Annotated in this window: 16 protein-coding genes; 12 read left to right on the top strand and 4 right to left on the bottom strand. The window is 62.3% G+C overall.

Going from position 1 to position 17,109, the window contains the following annotated elements; all coding sequences use genetic code 11:
- Positions 1-43 precede the first annotated feature (43 nt).
- The 5 genes from AC0L2M_RS21410 (at position 44) to AC0L2M_RS21390 (ending at position 6,289) form a co-directional block, all read left to right on the top strand.
- The gene (locus tag AC0L2M_RS21410) at positions 44-1,213 is read left to right on the top strand and encodes an acyl-CoA dehydrogenase family protein (RefSeq protein WP_287174623.1); all 1,170 of its coding nucleotides are present in this window, start codon (positions 44-46) and stop codon (positions 1,211-1,213) included.
- Positions 1,214-1,243: 30 nt separating this feature from the next.
- The gene (locus AC0L2M_RS21405; protein WP_023802169.1) at positions 1,244-2,452 is read left to right on the top strand and encodes an acetyl-CoA C-acetyltransferase; all 1,209 of its coding nucleotides are present in this window, start codon (positions 1,244-1,246) and stop codon (positions 2,450-2,452) included.
- A gap of 14 nt (positions 2,453-2,466) precedes the next feature.
- Positions 2,467-4,686 (top strand): 3-hydroxyacyl-CoA dehydrogenase NAD-binding domain-containing protein, encoded by a 2,220-nt coding sequence (locus AC0L2M_RS21400; RefSeq protein WP_473535819.1) that lies wholly within the window; start codon positions 2,467-2,469, stop codon positions 4,684-4,686.
- Between the two features lie 82 nt (positions 4,687-4,768).
- A complete protein-coding gene (locus AC0L2M_RS21395) occupies positions 4,769-5,419 on the top strand; it encodes a S24 family peptidase (protein ID WP_023802171.1) in 651 nt (216 codons plus the stop codon).
- A gap of 9 nt (positions 5,420-5,428) precedes the next feature.
- Positions 5,429-6,289, top strand: coding sequence for a thermonuclease family protein (locus AC0L2M_RS21390; RefSeq protein ID WP_473535818.1), 861 nt, complete (start codon positions 5,429-5,431; stop codon positions 6,287-6,289).
- Here the strand turns inward: AC0L2M_RS21390 and AC0L2M_RS21385 are convergent.
- On the bottom strand, positions 6,252-7,901 hold the full coding sequence (locus tag AC0L2M_RS21385; RefSeq protein WP_473535817.1) for a lysine--tRNA ligase: 1,650 nt from the start codon (positions 7,899-7,901) through the stop codon (positions 6,252-6,254). The genes AC0L2M_RS21390 and AC0L2M_RS21385 overlap by 38 nt on opposite strands.
- Positions 7,902-8,046: 145 nt before the next feature.
- Between AC0L2M_RS21385 and AC0L2M_RS21380 the strand changes: the two genes are divergently transcribed.
- Positions 8,047-8,457, top strand: coding sequence for a tellurite resistance TerB family protein (locus tag AC0L2M_RS21380; RefSeq protein ID WP_023802174.1), 411 nt, complete (start codon positions 8,047-8,049; stop codon positions 8,455-8,457).
- 88 nt (positions 8,458-8,545) lie between these two features.
- Here AC0L2M_RS21380 and AC0L2M_RS21375 read toward each other — a convergent pair whose 3' ends face one another.
- The gene (locus AC0L2M_RS21375) at positions 8,546-9,394 is read right to left on the bottom strand and encodes a transporter substrate-binding domain-containing protein (protein WP_473535816.1); all 849 of its coding nucleotides are present in this window, start codon (positions 9,392-9,394) and stop codon (positions 8,546-8,548) included.
- Between the two features lie 261 nt (positions 9,395-9,655).
- On the opposite strand from AC0L2M_RS21375, the gene AC0L2M_RS21370 reads away from it, so the two are divergent.
- From AC0L2M_RS21370 to AC0L2M_RS21360, 3 genes are all read left to right on the top strand, one after another.
- A complete protein-coding gene (locus tag AC0L2M_RS21370) occupies positions 9,656-10,390 on the top strand; it encodes a helix-turn-helix transcriptional regulator (protein WP_023802176.1) in 735 nt (244 codons plus the stop codon).
- Positions 10,391-10,487: 97 nt separating this feature from the next.
- Positions 10,488-11,126: an acyl-homoserine-lactone synthase gene (locus AC0L2M_RS21365; RefSeq protein WP_473535815.1), complete on the top strand. Its 639-nt coding sequence runs from the start codon at positions 10,488-10,490 to the stop codon at positions 11,124-11,126.
- Between the two features lie 15 nt (positions 11,127-11,141).
- Positions 11,142-11,888: an enoyl-CoA hydratase-related protein gene (locus tag AC0L2M_RS21360; protein WP_084646899.1), complete on the top strand. Its 747-nt coding sequence runs from the start codon at positions 11,142-11,144 to the stop codon at positions 11,886-11,888.
- 71 nt (positions 11,889-11,959) lie between these two features.
- Here the strand turns inward: AC0L2M_RS21360 and ppk2 are convergent, their stop codons facing one another.
- A complete protein-coding gene (gene ppk2, locus AC0L2M_RS21355) occupies positions 11,960-12,868 on the bottom strand; it encodes a polyphosphate kinase 2 (RefSeq protein ID WP_473535814.1) in 909 nt (302 codons plus the stop codon).
- A 193-nt stretch (positions 12,869-13,061) separates the two neighbouring features.
- Between ppk2 and AC0L2M_RS21350 the strand changes: the two genes are divergently transcribed.
- The 3 genes from AC0L2M_RS21350 to AC0L2M_RS21340 all read left to right on the top strand — a co-directional run bounded on the left by AC0L2M_RS21350 (position 13,062) and on the right by AC0L2M_RS21340 (position 16,357).
- A complete protein-coding gene (locus AC0L2M_RS21350; protein ID WP_473535813.1) occupies positions 13,062-14,330 on the top strand; it encodes a sensor histidine kinase in 1,269 nt (422 codons plus the stop codon).
- A 202-nt stretch (positions 14,331-14,532) separates the two neighbouring features.
- Positions 14,533-15,258, top strand: coding sequence for a phosphate signaling complex protein PhoU (phoU, locus tag AC0L2M_RS21345; RefSeq protein ID WP_023802181.1), 726 nt, complete (start codon positions 14,533-14,535; stop codon positions 15,256-15,258).
- Positions 15,259-15,349: 91 nt separating this feature from the next.
- Positions 15,350-16,357: a magnesium and cobalt transport protein CorA gene (locus AC0L2M_RS21340; RefSeq protein WP_023802182.1), complete on the top strand. Its 1,008-nt coding sequence runs from the start codon at positions 15,350-15,352 to the stop codon at positions 16,355-16,357.
- A 99-nt stretch (positions 16,358-16,456) separates the two neighbouring features.
- Here AC0L2M_RS21340 and AC0L2M_RS21335 read toward each other — a convergent pair whose 3' ends face one another.
- Positions 16,457-16,975, bottom strand: coding sequence for a GcrA family cell cycle regulator (locus AC0L2M_RS21335; protein WP_027155176.1), 519 nt, complete (start codon positions 16,973-16,975; stop codon positions 16,457-16,459).
- Positions 16,976-17,109 lie beyond the last annotated feature (134 nt).

Raw genomic sequence — 17,109 nt, 5'->3', positions numbered from 1 at the left:
CCCTCCCCTCGAGGGGGGGACGTCGGCGCAAGGGAGAAACAGCATGACCAACCCCGCCGAAATTCTTGGCCTTCCCAAACCAGCCTGGGCGGCGGACGAGGTCGGCATGCTCTACGACATGGCGCACCGCTTCATGTCGGAAGAGATCGCGCCACGCTATGACGAGTTCGAGAAGAACGAGATGGTCGACCGTGAGTGCTGGCTGAAGGCGGGCGCGGCCGGTCTGCTCTGTGCCTCGATGCCGGAGGAATATGGCGGTTCGGGCGGGACGTTCGCGCATGAGAGCGCCATCATCGAGGCGATCGGCCATGTCGGCGTCGACGGTTTCGGCATCGGCCTGCACAATTCGATCGTCGCTCCTTACATCCTCCACTACGGCTCGGAGGAGCAGAAGAAGAAGTGGCTGCCGAAACTGGCGACCGGCGAGCTGATCGGCGCCATCGCCATGACCGAGCCCGGCGCCGGTTCCGACCTGCAAGGCGTCAAAACGCGCGCCGAGAAGGACGGCAACCAATACAAGGTCAACGGCTCGAAGACCTTCATAACCAACGGCCAGCTCGCCAATTTCATCATAATCGTCACCAAGACCGATCCGGAGAAGGGCGCCAAGGGCACCTCGCTGATCGTCGTCGAGACCGACGAGGTGGAAGGGTTCGAGCGCGGCCGCAACCTCGACAAGATCGGGCTCAAGGCCAACGACACGTCGGAACTGTTCTTCAACGATATGCGCGTGCCGACCTCCAATCTACTCGGCCACGAGGAAGGCCAGGGCTTCGTCCAGTTGATGCAGCAATTGCCGCAGGAGCGGCTGCAGATCGGCACCGGCGCCATCGCCATGGTCGAACGGGCGCTGGCGTTGACCATCGACTACGTCAAGGAGCGCAAGGCCTTCGGCAAGGCGATTATCGATTTCCAGAACACCCAGTTCAAGCTGGCCGAATTGAAGACCGAGGCGACCATCGGCCGGGTCTTCTACAATGACTGCGTCGCCCGCCATATCAATGGAGGCCTCGACCCGGTGACGGCCTCGATGGCCAAATACTGGCTGTCAGACCTGCAGGGAAAAGTCGTCGATGAATGCCTTCAATTGCATGGCGGCTATGGCTACATGAATGAGTATCCGATCGCCCGCATGTTCCGCGACGCCCGCGTCCAGCGCATCTACGGCGGCACCAACGAGATCATGAAATTGCTGATCGGGCGCTCTCTCTGAGAGACTTTCAGCAAACCAAGGAGCAGGAAAATGGCCGAAGCTTATGTCTATGACGCCGTGCGCACGCCGCGCGGCAGGGGCAAGAAGGATGGCTCGCTGCACGAGGTGCCGGCGGTGCGGCTCGGCGCCAAGGTGCTCGAGGCGATCCGTGACCGCAATGGGCTGGACACCGGCGCCGTCGACGACATCATCTTCGGCTGCGTCGATCCGGTCGGCGAGGCGGGTTCTGTCATTCCGCGCGCCGCCGCCTTCGAGGCCGGTTACGACACGAAAGCGCCCGGCATGCAGATCTCGCGTTTCTGCGCCTCTGGCCTGGACGCCATCAATTTCGGCGCCGCCAAGATCGCGCAGGGCGCCGACGAGATCGTCATCGCCGGCGGCGTCGAATCGATGTCGCGTGTCGGCATGGGCGCATCCGGCGGCGCCTGGTTCATGGACCCCTCGGTCGGCCTGCCGGGCTGGTTTGTGCCGCAAGGCATCTCGGCCGATCTGATCGCCACGAAGTACGGCTTTTCGCGCGACGACGTTGACGCCTATGCGGTCGAAAGCCAGAAGCGCGCCGCCAAAGCCTGGGGCGAAGGCCGCTTCAAGAATTCGGTGATCTCGATCAAGGACCAGAACGGCCTGACCATCCTCGACCACGATGAGCACATGCGGCCTTCGACCGATATGCAATCGCTGGCGGCCCTCAACCCGTCTTTCGTCATGCCCGGCGAAATGGGCGGCTTCGATGCCGTCGCGGTGCAGAAGCATCCCGAGGTGGAGGAGGTCAATCACGTCCACCACGCCGGCAATTCGTCCGGCATCGTCGACGGCGCGGCGGCCGTTCTGCTCGGCTCGAAGAAGGCTGGAAAGTCGCTCGACCTGAAGCCGCGCGCTCGCATCCGTGCATTCGCCAATATCGGTTCGGAGCCGGTGCTGATGCTGACCGGTCCGGTCGACGTGACCGAGAAGCTGCTGAAGCGTGCCAGGATGAAGCTGTCGGACATTGATCTGTTCGAACTCAACGAGGCGTTCGCCTCGGTGGTGCTGCGCTACATGCAGGCTTTCGACATTTCGCACGACAGGATCAACGTCAATGGCGGCGCCATCGCAATGGGCCATCCGCTCGGCGCAACCGGTGCGATGATCTTCGGAACGGTGCTGGACGAACTGGAGCGCCGCGACCTGAACACCGCGCTGGTGACGCTCTGCATCGGCGCCGGCATGGGCACCGCAACGATCATCGAACGCGTCTGACGGGAGAGAGACCGATGAGCTACACCAACTTCACCCTCGACATCGACGCCGATGGCATCGCGCTGGTCACCTGGGACATGCCCGACCGCTCGATGAACGTCTTCACCGAAGAGGCGATGCTGGAGCTGAACGCCATCGTCGATAAGGTGGCGAGCGACGCGTCGATAAAGGGGGCGGTGATCACCTCCGGCAAGGACACGTTCTCCGGCGGTGCCGACATCACCATGCTGCAGAAGATGCTGTCGAAGTTCGCAGCCGATAAAGCCAAGGACCTGGACAAGGCGACCAAGGCATTGTTCGACAATGCCGGCTACATGACCGGCTTGTTCCGCAAGCTGGAGACCTCAGGCAAGCCGTGGGTTTCGGCGATCAACGGCACCTGCATGGGCGGTGCGTTCGAGCTGTCGCTCGCTTGCCATGGCCGTGTCGCGGCCGATTCCGACAAGGTCAAGATGGCGCTCCCCGAAGTGAAGATCGGCATCTTCCCAGGTGCCGGCGGCACCCAGCGCGTGCCGCGGCTGACCGACCAGCAGCAGGCCCTGCAGATGCTGACGTCCGGTCAGACGCTGTCGCCGCAGAAGGCCAAGTCGATGGGCCTGATCCATGAGATTGCCGAACCGACGAAGCTGGTCGAATCCGCCAAAGCCATGATCAAAAATGGCTTGAAGCCAGTGGCGCCGTGGGACGAGAAGGGCTTCAAGCTGCCCGGCGGCCCGGTCTATTCGGTGGCCGGCGCCAATCTGTGGCCACCTGCAATCGCCATCCTGCGTCGCGAGACCTATGGCAACTATCCGGCCGCCGCGGCCATCCTGAAATGCGTCTATGAAGGCTTGCTGGTGCCGTTCGACACCGGCTTGCGCATCGAGCAGCGTTATTTCACCGAAATCATGCAGACCAGAGAAGCGGCGGCGATGATCCGCTCGCTGTTCGTGTCGCTGCAGGAACTGAACAAGGGCGCGCGTCGTCCGGCCGGCGTGCCGGAAACCAAGTTCAAGAAGTTCGGCGTGCTCGGCGCCGGTTTCATGGGCGCCGGCATCGCCTATGTCACGGCCAAGGCCGGCATTCCGGTGGTGCTGCTCGACCGCGACATGGACGCTGCCGCCAAGGGCAAGGCGCATTCGGACAGCCTGATCTCGGATCAGGTCAGGAAGGGCCGCGCCAAGCCGGAGGACAAGGACAGGCTGCTGTCGCTGATCACGCCGACGGCGGACTATGCCGACCTCGCAGGCTGCGACCTGGTGGTCGAGGCGGTATTCGAGGATTCGGGCGTCAAGAAAGACGCCACCGAAAAGGCGGAGGCCGTGCTGAAGGCGTCGGCGATCTTCGCGTCGAACACGTCCACCATCCCGATCACGTCGCTGGCGAAGAATTCGGCGCGGCCGAAGAATTTCATCGGCATCCATTTCTTCTCGCCGGTCGACAAGATGATGCTGGTCGAAATCATTTTGGGCAAGAAGACGGGCGACAAGGCGCTGGCCACCGCGATCGACTTCGTCCGCGCCATCAAGAAGACGCCGATCGTCGTCAACGACACGCGCGGCTTCTACGTCAACCGTTGCGTGCTGCGCTACATGTCGGAAGCCTACAAGATGCTCATCGAGGGGGTTCCGGCGCCGATGATCGAGAACGCGGCGAAGGCCGCCGGCATGCCGGTCGGCCCCTTGGCGCTGACGGACGAAACGGCGATCGACCTCGCGCAGAAGATCATGAAGCAGACCATGCGCGATCTCGGCGACAAGGCTGTCGACCCGAAGCAGATGACGCTGATCAACACGCTGGTCGACACGCATGGCCGCTTCGGCCGCAAGAACGGCAAGGGTTTTTACGACTATCCGCAAAAGCCTGCCAAGAAGAAGCTGTGGCCGGGCCTGAAGGATCTCTATCGGCAGTTGCCGCCTGAAGAGGTCGACTATGAGGAACTGAAGCAGCGGCTCCTGGTCACCATCGCGTTGGAGGCGGCCCGGGTTATGGAGGAGGGCATCGTCACCGATCCGCGCGAGGCCGATGTCGGCTCGATCCTCGCCTTCGGCTTCGCGCCCTTTACCGGCGGCGTGCTGTCCTACATCGACGGCATCGGCGCAAAAAAATTCGTCAAGATCGCCAAGGGTCTTCAGAAGAAGTATGGCGCCGAGTTCAAAGCGCCGAAGCTCCTGCTCGAGATGGCAGAGAAGGGCGAGACTTTCTACGAACGCTTCGATCCCTATGCCAGGAGCGAGGCCAAGAAGGCGGCGTGACGCCGCCTTCGATGGTGGACAAACTCACGGCCACCGGTTAGAACGGAGAAGGTATTTTTTCCTGTTCTGAAGGAGAGCAAAAGTGCTCTCGCATGACCGCGTGTGGGCCGCCATCGATGCTCTCGCCGAGCGCTATTCGCTCTCGGCGTCGGGGCTGGCGAAACGCGCGGGCCTCGATTCGACGGCCTTCAACAAATCGAAGCGGCTGTCCTCGGACGGGCGGCCGCGCTGGCCGTCGACCGAGTCGCTGGCCAAGATCATCGAGGCGACCGGCGCTTCGCTCGACGAATTCACCGGACTGGTCGAAGGCCGGGGCAAGACCGTTCCCGGATCTCTGCCGGCACAGACGTCTTCGGTGCCGCTGCTCGGCTTCGCCCAGGCCGGCGCTGGCGGCTTCTTCGACGATGCCGGCTTTCCCGTGGGGCAGGGCTGGGATCTGATCGAGCTTCCGGCACGGGCGACTGAAACCTCCTATGCGCTGCAGGTCCAGGGCGATTCCATGCTGCCGCTCTACCGCAACGGCGACGTGCTGATCGTCGAGCCGGGCGCCGCCACCCGCAAGGGCGATCGCGTCGTCGTCAAGACCAATGCCGGCGAGGTGATGGCCAAGGTGCTGGACCGTCAGACGGCGAAGTCGATCATGCTGGTCTCGCTCAATCCCGATCACCCGGATCGCGAGATCCCGATGCGCGATGTCGAATGGGTGGCGCGGATTGTCTGGGCAAGCCAGTAGGGGCCGCCGGTGCGTCCGCTTCATGCCGCCGCCGCGGTGTTGACGATCCTGGCAATGGGGGCTGCGATTGCCGCCGGTGGCCGCGCCGTTCTGCAGGACGAAAATGGGCGCGTCGCGGCTCGGGCGCAGGCCGGCATCGCGGCGCAATCCCGAGCGCCTGCTACATCAGCAAATCCGCGACCCAAGGCGGCGAGCCCAGAGGCGCATTCCAGGGCCATCGATCCCGAAGTCGTCGCCCCGCCGCAGCTTCAGCCGCAAGAGCTTGAACGGGTCGAGCCGCGCGCGCCGCTGAGTGAGTTGGCGCTGGCCGGACCGCCCAAGCCGCCCAAAACGAAAATGCCCGACGACTGGAACGGGACAAAACTGTTCCAGCCGGTTGCATCGGCCGCCGGTGTGATCGAGGCCAAGGGCTACTCCGTCGCGATTTCCGGCGTCGACATCGTCAGGCAGGACGAAACTTGCACCGACGGCGGCAAGTCGTGGACGTGTGGCACCCGGGCGCGAACGGCGTTCCGTGCCTTCCTGCGCGGTCGGGCGGTGGTCTGCACGGTGCCACCCGAGGGCGGCCGCGACCTGATCACCGCCGATTGCCGCGTCGGCAACCGGGATGTCGGCCAGTGGTTGATCGAAAACGGCTGGGCGCGCGCCGCCAAGGGTGGCCCTTATGTCGAGACCGGCGAGAAGGCCCGTATGGCGAGGAAGGGCATTTTCGGGCCGGCGCCCAGTCTCTCCGGCCTGCCTCCGGCGCCAGCCCCTTTTGCGGCCACAGCCCAGCCGACGCAGCCGATTCTCGATCCGTCGGCGACGGCTACGCCGACATCTGAGACGACTGCTACGCCGCCAACTGACCGGCCAGCGCCTTCTGAATGAGCGCGCGGGTTTCTGCGATGCCGTAGAGCGCGGCGAAGGAACCGAAGCGCGGGCCGCGCTCTTGTCCGATCAAAATCTGGTAGATCATCTGGAAGAAGGCGACGGAGACGCCCGGCCCGCCTTCCGGGCTTTGCTTCGAATGGTCCTGATAGCGTTCGATCTTGCGCGCGACGTTGAGCGCGGCATTCTGGATCGCCTCGCCATCGGCATCTGGCGGCAATGCGGCGAGCGCTTCGGACAGTTTCGTCAGCGCCTCGCGCTCGACCGGGTCGGCGGCCCGGTACACCTTGGCCGGCTTCACGAAATCGTCGAAATAGCGGATCGCATATTCGGCCAGCCGGTCGAGCTCGGGATGGGTCTTCGGCGTCACGCCTGAGGTGTGGCGCAAAATGAACCCCCACAGCACGTCCTTGTTCTGGGCGTTCGAGGCGCTGACCAGATTGAGCAGCAGCGCGAACGACACCGGCAGGTCGACGACAGGCGGGTTCCCGTCATGCATGTGCCAGACGGGATTTCCCAGCCGCTCCTTCCACTCCTGCCGGCGATAGGCGGACAGAAAGGCGTAATACTCGTCCACCGCCTTCGGAATGACGTCGAAATAGAGCTTCTTGGCCTGCCGCGGCCGCTGGTACATGTAGAGCTCGAGGCTTTCGGTCGGCGCGTAGGTCAGCCACTCGTCTATGGTCAGTCCGTTGCCCTTCGACTTCGAAATCTTCTGGCCGTTCTCGTCCAGGAACAGCTCATAGACGAAATGCTCGGGAGCGCGCCCGCCCAGGATATTGCAGATACGGTCGTAGATCACCGCATTCGTCTGGTGGTCTTTGCCGAACATTTCGAAATCGACGCCGAGCGCCGCCCAGCGCATGCCGAAATCCGGCTTCCACTGCAGCTTCACCCTGCCGCCGGTTATGGGCAGCGTGGTTTCGGTGCCGTCATCGTCGAAGGTGATCGTGCCGGCCTTGGCGTCGACATGCTTCATGGGGACGTAAAGCACGCGGCCACTTTTGGGGGAAATCGGCAGGAACGGACTGTAGGTCGCCTGACGCTCCTCTCCGAGCGTCGGCAGCATCACGTCCATGATTTTGTCGAAACGTTCGGCAGCGCGCAGCAGAACGTCGTCGAAACGGCCAGCCTTGTAGTATTCCGTCGCGCTGGCGAACTCGTAGTCGAAGCCGAACGTGTCCAGGAAACGGCAAAGCATTGCGTTGTTGTGGTCTGCGAAGCTCGCATAGTCGCCGCCGAAAGGATTGGGGACGGACGAGAGCGGCTTGTGCAGGTGCGGCTCGAGTGCGGCGCGATCGGGGACGTTGTCCGGAATCTTGCGCATGCCGTCCATGTCGTCGGAAAAGCACAAGATCTTGGTCTTGACCGTGTCCCGGGTGAGGACGCGGAAGGCGTGGCGCACCATCGAGGTGCGTGCGACCTCGCCGAAAGTACCGATGTGCGGCAGCCCCGACGGACCGTAGCCGGTCTCAAACAGGACGGTCTCGGGAAAGTCAGTGTCTTTGTAGCGCTCGACGATCTTCCTGGCTTCCTCGAACGGCCACGCCTTGCTTTCAGCCGCTGCCGCAAGCACCTCGGGATTGAGATCGATGATGTTTGATCCCGCCATGTCACCGTTTCCAAATTATTCGCCGGGATGATTTTTTCAACCGGTCTCTAGGCGTGCCTGCCGTGGGCGTCAACGATCGCGGCTCTTTTTCCTTGCGACGTCGGTGCCTCGTTCCTAACTTCGGAGCCCGTTTGAGGAGTTTTAAATGCCGTTGCCGCCGCAAGAAGCCCTGATCTATCTTATGGTCATCACCTCCGCGTCCGATCGCGACATGACCAATGTCGAATTGGCGCGGATTGGCGACGTCGTCCGCTCATGGCCGGTGTTCGAGGACTTCGACCACGACCGGCTGGTCGGCGTCGCCCAGGACTGCCAAAAGTTGCTGCACGAAAAGGACGGCCTGGAAGGCGTTTTGGCGCGCGTCGCTGAAGCACTGCCCGATCGCCTGCTTGACACCGCCTATGCCGCGGCCTTCGAGGTTGCGGCCGTCGACCTCGAAATGCGCTTGGAGGAGGTGAGGGTGCTGCAGCTTATCCGTCGCCAGCTTGATCTCGACACGCTCACCGTCGCCGCCATCGCCCGTGCTGCCAAGGCTCGCCTGCGCACGCTGACTTGATCCAGACGCCAACGGGTCAGAAGAAGCTGACCGGGCCGGATCAGAAAAAACTGACCGGGCCGGATCAGAAAAAGCTGACCGGGCCGGATCAGAAAAAACTGACCGGGAAATAGCGCAGATAGAATTCGGCGAAGATGCCCTTCACCGAAATCTCCTGCAGTGCGTAGTCGAACGCTGCGGCCAGCGCTGGATCGTTGGCCCTGGTGGCGATGGCCATACCCGACCCCAGATATTCGGGCGCCAGATAGGGACCGCCGGCAAAGCGGCAGCAGGCTGCGGCATTCGAACTGCCCAGCCAGAAGGCGAAGCGCATGCCGTCGCCGAAGCCGGCGTCGACCTTGCCGTCCTTGAGACCATCGTAGAGCTCTTCCAGTTGCGCGAAGGGAACGACCTGAACGGTGCCGAAATAATCGCGCAGCATCCGCTCATGCGCGGAGCCTGCGACCACGCCGACGCGCTTGCCGCGCAGTCTGTCGAAGATAGGTTCCGTGAGCGCCTTTGCCTTCGGCATGATGAAGCGCGCCGGAAACTGCAGGTAGGAACGCGAGAAGGCATATTTCGACCGCGACTCTGGCGTGGCGGCAATGCCGGCAATGATCGCTTCGCCTTCGCCCTTTTGCAGCGCCCCTTCGAGCTCGGCCCAAGGCAGCGCCTGGATCTGGCATTTTTCGGCGATGCCGAGTTCGGCGCAGATCGCGCGCGCCAGATCGACGTGGAAGCCGGACAAGCGGCCCGCCCCGTCGAGGAAGTTGAACGGCGGGAAATCGGTGGTGGTCAGGAATCTCAGACGCGGCAGCGCGGACAGGTCAGGCTTCGGCAGCCGCTCCTTGGCATCCCACAGCATCGGCACTTGCGGCTCCGCGGCGCGCGCCGCCGTGAGCCACTGTGCCCCCGTCATTGCCAGCGTTAAGACGATGGATATCCATCGAATTGCCACGATCGAACTCCGCCCTGTCTTGTCCAATGTGGCTTTTGGTACGAAAAAGGCACAGGCACAACGGTTTTTGATTTCATCACGCCGATTTAGGGTTATGCTTCAGCGAGCTTGCAAACATGTGTTGCGTCGGCTGGAGGGGTAGTCGCAAGGCGCTGCAGACAGAGAGGAGCAGGTTTGTAATCCGGGGTCGAGGGCAAAGTGCGGGTCAAGCACTGGGCCGTTGATCTCAACGCGGGAAGGCAACATGGGGTAGATGTTGCAATGGGCCACTTCGATCGCACACTGGAATTCATAGATCAGCTGCAGCACGCCGATACGGCGGCCGCGGTCTGCGAAAAACTGCTTGGCATAACCTCGGAGTTCGGCCTGACGGCGCTGATGGCCGGAACGGTTCCGCAGCCGGGCACGCCAAGAGGCCAGCAAAAGGACCATGTGCTGCTTTGCGAGTGGCCGGGAGAATGGCTGGAGCGCTATGTGGCGCGCAACTATGTCGACCATGACCCCGTCGTCAGCCACATGAAGCAGCTGCAGGCGCCGTTCCAGTGGCGGGAAGCGTCCCAGAGCATCCGCATCGACAAGAGCAGCGGCGAAGTGATGGGCGACGCCGGCGAATTCAAGCTGCGCGACGGATTGGCCTTCCCGCTGATCACGCTCGATGGCCAGATCGTCATGGTGTCGCTGGGCGGCGAGGCCGTCGAATTGTCGGGCGCCGATTTTGGGCTGGTGTCGCTGGTGGCGACCTATGCGATTGGCCGCGCCATGCAGATCCACACGATGGCGGCCAAGACCCTCGACCACCACGTCGAACTGACGCCGCGTGAGCGCGAATGCATGCAATGGGCCGCTGTCGGCAAGTCCGAATGGGAGATTTCACAGATTCTCGGCATTTCGGAACACACATCAGAGAAACACCTTCTTAACGCCAAAAGCAAACTCGGTGCCGTCAACCGGGTGCAGGCGGTCGCGGAAGCGATAAGGCGCGGCTATATTAGCTAGCTCGGCCGTGCCGGCCTAGAAATTCTTGCCTACGTGATCGCGTAATTTCCTCGGGACAGCCCGGCCGTATCTTCCTATTGAACCTAGGAGACGGCAGATGCTTTTTTCCCTTACAACACAGGAACTTATGGAACGTCCCGACCTTTGGGAGGCCGTTCATCGTTTACGCTACAAGATTTTCGTCGAGGAGATGGGGTGGTCCGATCTGCAGCGCCCCGACGGCCTTGAGATCGATCAGTTCGACCATGACGAGGCGGTGCACCAACTCGTCATCCGCAATGGCGAACTCGCCGGTTATCAGCGGATGTTGCCGACAACGCGTGCGCATCTTCTGACCGAGGTGCTGGCGGACCTCTTTGAAGGGACGCCGCCATCCGGGCCGAACGTGTGGGAACTGACCCGCTATGCGGTCGCGCCGGGCTTTCGTGACGGCAAGCGCGGCGTCTCCACGGTCGGCACCGAGCTCATTGCCGGCTTCGTCGAGTGGGGGCTGAAGCGGAATGTCAAACAGGTGATCATCGAGTTCGAGCCGATGTGGGTTCTGCGGGCGCTGCAGTTGCACTTCCTGGCGAAGCCGCTTGGCTACCAGCGCACCTATGGCAACCAGCAGGTCGTCGCCACACTGCTCACCTTCAACGAGCACACGCTTGAGGTGGTGCGGTCGCGTCGCAGTCATTTCGCGCCGGTCCTGGCCAGGGGATATCCCGACAGGCTCGGAATGAGGCAGGCCTCGTGAGAATTGGAGACAGCCATGAACATCCACCCGCAAACAGAGTTCCGCAATCATTCGTTGATCGTCACGGTGTCGTCGGATGACGGCCGGCCGGTGCTGGACGGGCGAGCCTATGAAAGCCTGGCCAGGATCTTCCACGAAGCTGCAATCGACGATGATGTGCGCGTCGTGGTGCTGCGCGGCCTCGCCGGCTGCTTCTGCCTCGGCGGCGATTTCTCCGAGTTCCTCGACGCCACCAAGCATCAACGGTTGATCGCTGCCGTCACCGACATGTTCCGCACGTTGGCGACGTTCCCCAAACCGGTCCTTGCCTGTGTCGACGGCGACGCCGTCGGTGTCGGCTGCACCATCCTGTTCCATTGCGACATGGTGATCGCATCTGACGAAAGCACGTTCCGGGTGCCGTTCGTCGATTTCGGCCTCGTGCCGGACGCGGCGACCAGCATCCTGGCGCCGCAGAAACTCGGTTATGCCGGCGCTTTCCGCTTCTTCTGCCTGGGCGACACGCTCAGTGCCGCGGACGCCAGGATGCTGGGCCTGGTCACGGAGATCGTGGTCGGCGACGTCGAGGAAGCCGCACTTGGCAGAGCCAGGCAACTCGCCAAGAAGCCGGTTGCCGCACTGCTGCAGACGCGCGACCTGCTCAAGGGCGACACAGGCGCACTCTGCGATCGCATCGACCAGGAGATTTCGCTGTTTCAGCAGGCTTTGCAGGACGATACCACACTGCGGCGGCTGCAGCGGATTGCCCGGCTGGCGGCATGAGACGTCATTCGGCAGAATGACAAAAATATCCGGAATCGTGCCGCGCGTCCTTGGGGGCGCGCGGCAGCGCTTCAGGCCTGTCTTCCCAGGAACGAAGGCCCTTCCCCGATGATTTTCTTGTCTTCCTTGTCGATGGCGTCGAGATCGCGGCCGTCATAGGGAAGCGACAACAGGATGCGCCGGATGATGGCAAGTCGCGCGCGCCGCTTGTCGTTGGCCTGGATGATGATCCAGGGCGCGAATTCCTTATGCGTGCGCTCGAACATGAGATCGCGCGCCTTGGTGTAATCGTCCCATTTGGCGATGCCGGCAATATCGATCGGCGAGAATTTCCAGTTCTTCAAAGGACTCCAGCGGCGATCGTGAAACCGCTCAAGCTGTGTTTCCCGACCGATGTTCAGCCAGAATTTGAAGAAATGGATGCCCTCGTTGCAGATCATCCGTTCAAAATACGGCGTCTCGTCCAGGAATCTCTGATGCTGCTCCGGCGTGCAGAAGCCCATGACCGGCTCGACGCCGGCTCGATTGTACCAGGAGCGGTCGAAGGTGACGAACTCGCCGGATGTCGGAAAGTGCGCGATATAGCGCTGGAAATACCATTGCCCGATTTCGGTTGGGCTAGGCTTGGTCAGCGCCACGTTGCGCGCTGTCCTGGGGTTCATGTACTGGCGCAGCGCGAAGATTGTGCCGCCCTTGCCGGCGGCATCGCGTCCTTCGAACAGCGACATCACCCGCTTGCCCGTCGATTGCAGCCATGCCTGCGCCTTGACCAACTCGATCTGCAGCCGCTCGAGCGTCTCGTCATACTCGTCGCTTTTCATTTTCTTGTCGTAGGGGTAGCCGCCGGCCGTCAGCTTGTTGTCCTCGATCCAGTCCGGAAGCTTGGGATCCTCGATGTCGAACTCGAACTCCTTGCCGTTGATCCGGATCTTTTGCGGACCCGGAACAGGCGCGGCGGCATCTTCCTTGGGGTTTTTCATCGAGACCAACCTTTCCAGCTTCCGGACTCATGCTATTGGGAGCCTTACTGCATCGGCCCGAAAATCGGAATCGATTTTCGAAAGGAACGATGCAGCAGATTAGTGATAGCGCCGGTCAGCGGGAAGTTTCCAACCTGCCGGTCGGGGTGGGGACGGAGGCATAGTGCGCGCGAATGGCTGACAGTGGCTGACAATGGCTGATATGGGCGGCGCAGAACAGCGAACCACGGCGCAAGCCGTCGTCACCCGGTTGTGGAACAGCCGCTGGCTGCTTGCGACCGGCATCGTCGCGATCTTGACGGTCTATGGTTTCGCAGACATGTCCTTCCATGTTGTGCTGCTGGCATGTGCTGTGCTGCTGCTCGCCGCCGCGATGCTGCCGGCCGGCGTAGCGCGCCAATCCGCGGAGGATGCCGCGGCGATCGAGGCAGGCGGGCTGCAACAGCTGTCGGGAGAATATCTGGCGGCTGCCGTTGCCGATCCGCTGATCATCTTCGATCGCGCCGCGACGATTGTCCATGCCAACGCCGCCGCCTTCGCCGCCTTCGGCGGCATTGCACCGGGCATGTCGCTGTCGCTGAAATTCCGCGCGCCCGAGATGCAGGCCCTGCTGGACAGTATCCTGTCAGGCGCCGCTTCGGACGTCGTCGAATATACCGAAAAGCTGCCGGTCGAACGGGCCTATCGCGTAAGTGCATCTTCGGTCGGCCACGGCACCGACCTCTATGTGCTGGTCTTCAAGGACCAGAGCGAGGCGCGCCGCATCGACCGGATGCGGGCCGACTTCATCGCCAATGCCAGCCATGAGCTGCGAACTCCGCTCGCCTCGATCTCCGGTTTCATCGAGACGCTGCGCGGCCCGGCCCGCAACGACCCGGCGGCGCGCGAGCAGTTCCTGCAGATCATGCACAACCAGACCGGCCGCATGGCGCGCCTGATCGACGACCTGCTGTCACTTTCGCGGCTGGAGATGAAACCCTATCTGCAGCCGGGAACCGAGGTCGATCTCCGCCAGACCCTCGACAGCGTCATCGATTCGCTGGGTCCGCTTGCGCGGGAAAACGGCGTTGCCATCGAGCGGGATTTCGCGAAAGGACCACTCAATGTGGCGGGGGATCGCGATGAACTTTTCCAGGTTTTCGAAAATCTGCTGGAAAACGCCTGCAAATATGGACAGTCGGGTGGACGTGTCGTGGTGACGATTGCCCACAGCGATGACGGTCCCGAACCGGGCATCGACATCACCATCCGGGACTTTGGCCCCGGCATTCCCGAGGAGCACATCCCGCGCATCACCGAACGTTTCTACCGCGTCGATGTCGAAAACAGCCGAACCCAGAAGGGCACCGGCCTTGGCCTGTCCATCGTCAAGCATATCCTGACGCGCCACAACGCCAGGCTGTCGATCAAGTCGGAGGTCGGCAACGGCGCAGCTTTCACGGTGCATTTGCCGGTGCACTGACACCTCACTATCTAAGCACGCGCCGGCCCGAGTACCGGAAGACTTTAGGACCACCGGATGCGTGGATACAGGACTTTAGAGCCTACTCTGTGGCCTAGTGGACGCACGTCGCTCTATCGCTTTCTTTTTTCTGTCATCCGGCTAGCGTATCAGCGGGGATTCGAGGAACGACTCGGACCAGAAGACCCGGGAAGGCATCTCCATGCAGTCCGTGCACATCGTCAGCGCCTATGACGAGGAGCTGAAATATCTGTCGAAGCGCATTGCCGCGATGGGCGGGCATGCCGAACGCATGGTCGAACAGGCGATTGCGGCCCTGGTCAACGCCGACCCTGGCCTTGCCCAGAAGGTCATCCGCGACGATGCCGTTCTGGACCAGGGGCAGCGCGAGATCGACGACAAGGCGATCATCATCATCGCCAAGCGCCAGCCGATGGCGACGGATTTGCGCGAGATCGTCGGCGCGATCCGCATCTCGGCGGATCTCGAGCGGGTCGGCGACCTCGGCAAGAATGTCGCCAAGCGCGTGGTTGCCGTCATAGAAGGGCGCCAGCCGACCAGCCTGTTCCGCGGCATCGAGGCTTTGGCGGACCTGGCGTTGACGCAGCTCAAGGAAGTGCTCGACGTCTACGCGTCGCGCTCGGTGGAAAAGATCGGCTTCGTGCGTGACCGCGACGATCAGATCGACGCCGTGTACACCTCGCTGTTTCGCGAGTTGCTGACCTACATGATGGAAGATCCGCGCAACATCACGCCCTGCACGCACCTGCTGTTCTGCGCCAAGAACATCGAGCGGATCGGCGACCACGCCACCAATATCGCCGAGACGATCTACTACATCGTCACCGGCGACCAGATGCCGGCCGAGCGGCCGAAGGGCGACAAGACAGACAAGATTGTGCTTCCCGCAACGCTACCGGCGAAGTGAGCGGCTGCCTCTCGAACCCATTGCTGATTTAGGCTAAGCTTTACCGAACGTTCCTGATCCTGACCCGAGGCCATGCCTCCAGGAGGTAGCGATGGAAACCGTTCGGAACCTGACGCCGGCCCCGCCGACATCGGCCATCGTCGCTTCCAGCGTCTATACCGCCGGCCGGCGTGTCGCCGACATTCCGATCGAGGAAGCCGGCGAATGGGCCAAGAAGCCAGGTCATGTCGTCTGGATCGGCCTGCTGGAGCCGGACCGCGACCTGTTGCTTCGTGTCCAGGCACAATTCCACCTGCACGATCTGGCGATCGAGGACGCCGAGCATCCGCATCAGCGGCCGAAGATCGAGCAATATGGCGATGCGTTGTTCATCGTTGCCCGCACGGCTCAACTGATCGACAGGCGCGTCACCTTCGGCGAGACGCATCTGTTCGTCGGCGCCGGCTACATCGTCAGCGTCAGGCACGGTCCGTCGACTTCTTATGCCGCCGTTCGCCAGCATTGGGAAAGCTGCCCGCATTCGCTAGCCAAAGGCGAGGATTTCGTCCTCTATGCCATTCTCGATTTCATCGTCGACAACTACATGCCGGTGCTCGAGCAGATCGAGGACGAGGTCGAGGCGATCGAGGACAGGGTTCTGCTGAAGCCGATGACCGGCTCCGACATAGAGCGGCTCTACATGCTGCGCCGCGATCTCTTGCGCCTGCGCAACGCCGCGCTGCCGCTGGTGGAAGTCTGCCGCCGGTTGACCAGCGCCGACCTGCCGCAGATCCATGCGGCCATGCACCCGCTGTTCCGCGACGTCACCGACCACATCCGCACCGTCCAGGAGAAGATCGACAGCTTGCGGGAGGTGCTCGCATTTGCCTTCGAGGCGAGCCTCCTGGTTGGCCAGAGCCAGGAAACGGCGATCACCAAGAAGCTCGCCTCATGGGCTGCAATCCTGGCGGTGCCGACGGCGCTCGCAGGCATCTACGGCATGAACTTCAACGACATGCCGGAACTTAGGATGGAATATGGCTACCCGGTCGTTCTGGGAGCGATTATTTTGGTCTGCTCGGTTCTCTACTGGCGCTTCCGCAAGAGCGGCTGGCTGTGAGGAGTAGGGCAGTAGGGCAGTAGGGAAAGATGGCGCCTCACGAGCGCAGCCTTTTGCAGTTCACCCCATACTGCCGTACTGCCTTACTCCCCTATTTCCCTACCTACTGCGCCGCCGCTCCGAAGCGGGCTGAAACGCAACGCGGGCGTGATACTTGCAATAGGGTCCGGTTTCGGCCGCGTCGTTGCCGCAGAAATGGAACTCCTCCGAAAGCGGATCGCCATTCGGCCATTTGCATGTCCGCTCGGTCAGTTCGACGAGCTGCAGATGCCGCGAGATCGGCACGACGACGTTCTCGACCGGACGGACATAATGACGCGTCACCGGCACGGCGTCGAATTGCGCCTGCAGCGCGGTCGCGCCGATCGACGTGGTGATATGCCGCGCAGTGCTCGCGGCCCGCGACACCGATTTCTGCACGGTCGATCCCTGCACGCTCTTCTTCTGGCGTGCCGGCGTGGCAGTCGCGCGTCCGCGGCCCGACAGTTTCAGCCGATGCACCTTGCCGATGACGGCATTGCGGCTGACACCCCCAAGCTGTGCGGCGATCTGGCTGGCGCTCAGCCCCTCCGACCACAATTTTCTAAGAAGTTCGACCCGCTCGTCAGTCCAATTCATGAGACCGCGCTCCTGCTGAAATGTGCGGCGATCGGAATCCTTCCACGATCCGGCTTCCGCCGGGCAGACACCACATATATCGGGTGATTAGGTCCGCCGCACGAAATCTAGTTATTTCTCGACCTATAATTACC

The sequence above is a fragment of the Mesorhizobium sp. WSM4806 genome (assembly GCF_055811635.1).
The sequence above is the reverse complement of the archived record's forward strand: the minus strand, read 5'-3'. Positions and strand labels throughout refer to the sequence as shown.

Excerpts from the sequence above, each read along its gene's own strand:
- AC0L2M_RS21410 (WP_287174623.1), top strand. The coding sequence starts at position 44 with ATGACCAACCCCGCCGAAATTCTTGGCCTTCCCAAACCAGCCTGGGCG.
- AC0L2M_RS21405 (WP_023802169.1), top strand. The coding sequence starts at position 1,244 with ATGGCCGAAGCTTATGTCTATGACGCCGTGCGCACGCCGCGCGGCAGG.
- AC0L2M_RS21400 (WP_473535819.1), top strand. The coding sequence starts at position 2,467 with ATGAGCTACACCAACTTCACCCTCGACATCGACGCCGATGGCATCGCG.
- AC0L2M_RS21385 (WP_473535817.1), bottom strand. The coding sequence starts at position 7,901 with ATGGCGGGATCAAACATCATCGATCTCAATCCCGAGGTGCTTGCGGCA.
- AC0L2M_RS21380 (WP_023802174.1), top strand. The coding sequence starts at position 8,047 with ATGCCGTTGCCGCCGCAAGAAGCCCTGATCTATCTTATGGTCATCACC.
- AC0L2M_RS21370 (WP_023802176.1), top strand. The coding sequence starts at position 9,656 with ATGGGCCACTTCGATCGCACACTGGAATTCATAGATCAGCTGCAGCAC.
- AC0L2M_RS21365 (WP_473535815.1), top strand. The coding sequence starts at position 10,488 with ATGCTTTTTTCCCTTACAACACAGGAACTTATGGAACGTCCCGACCTT.
- AC0L2M_RS21360 (WP_084646899.1), top strand. The coding sequence starts at position 11,142 with ATGAACATCCACCCGCAAACAGAGTTCCGCAATCATTCGTTGATCGTC.
- ppk2 (WP_473535814.1), bottom strand. The coding sequence starts at position 12,868 with ATGAAAAACCCCAAGGAAGATGCCGCCGCGCCTGTTCCGGGTCCGCAA.
- AC0L2M_RS21350 (WP_473535813.1), top strand. The coding sequence starts at position 13,062 with ATGGCTGATATGGGCGGCGCAGAACAGCGAACCACGGCGCAAGCCGTC.
- phoU (WP_023802181.1), top strand. The coding sequence starts at position 14,533 with ATGCAGTCCGTGCACATCGTCAGCGCCTATGACGAGGAGCTGAAATAT.
- AC0L2M_RS21340 (WP_023802182.1), top strand. The coding sequence starts at position 15,350 with ATGGAAACCGTTCGGAACCTGACGCCGGCCCCGCCGACATCGGCCATC.
- AC0L2M_RS21335 (WP_027155176.1), bottom strand. The coding sequence starts at position 16,975 with ATGAATTGGACTGACGAGCGGGTCGAACTTCTTAGAAAATTGTGGTCG.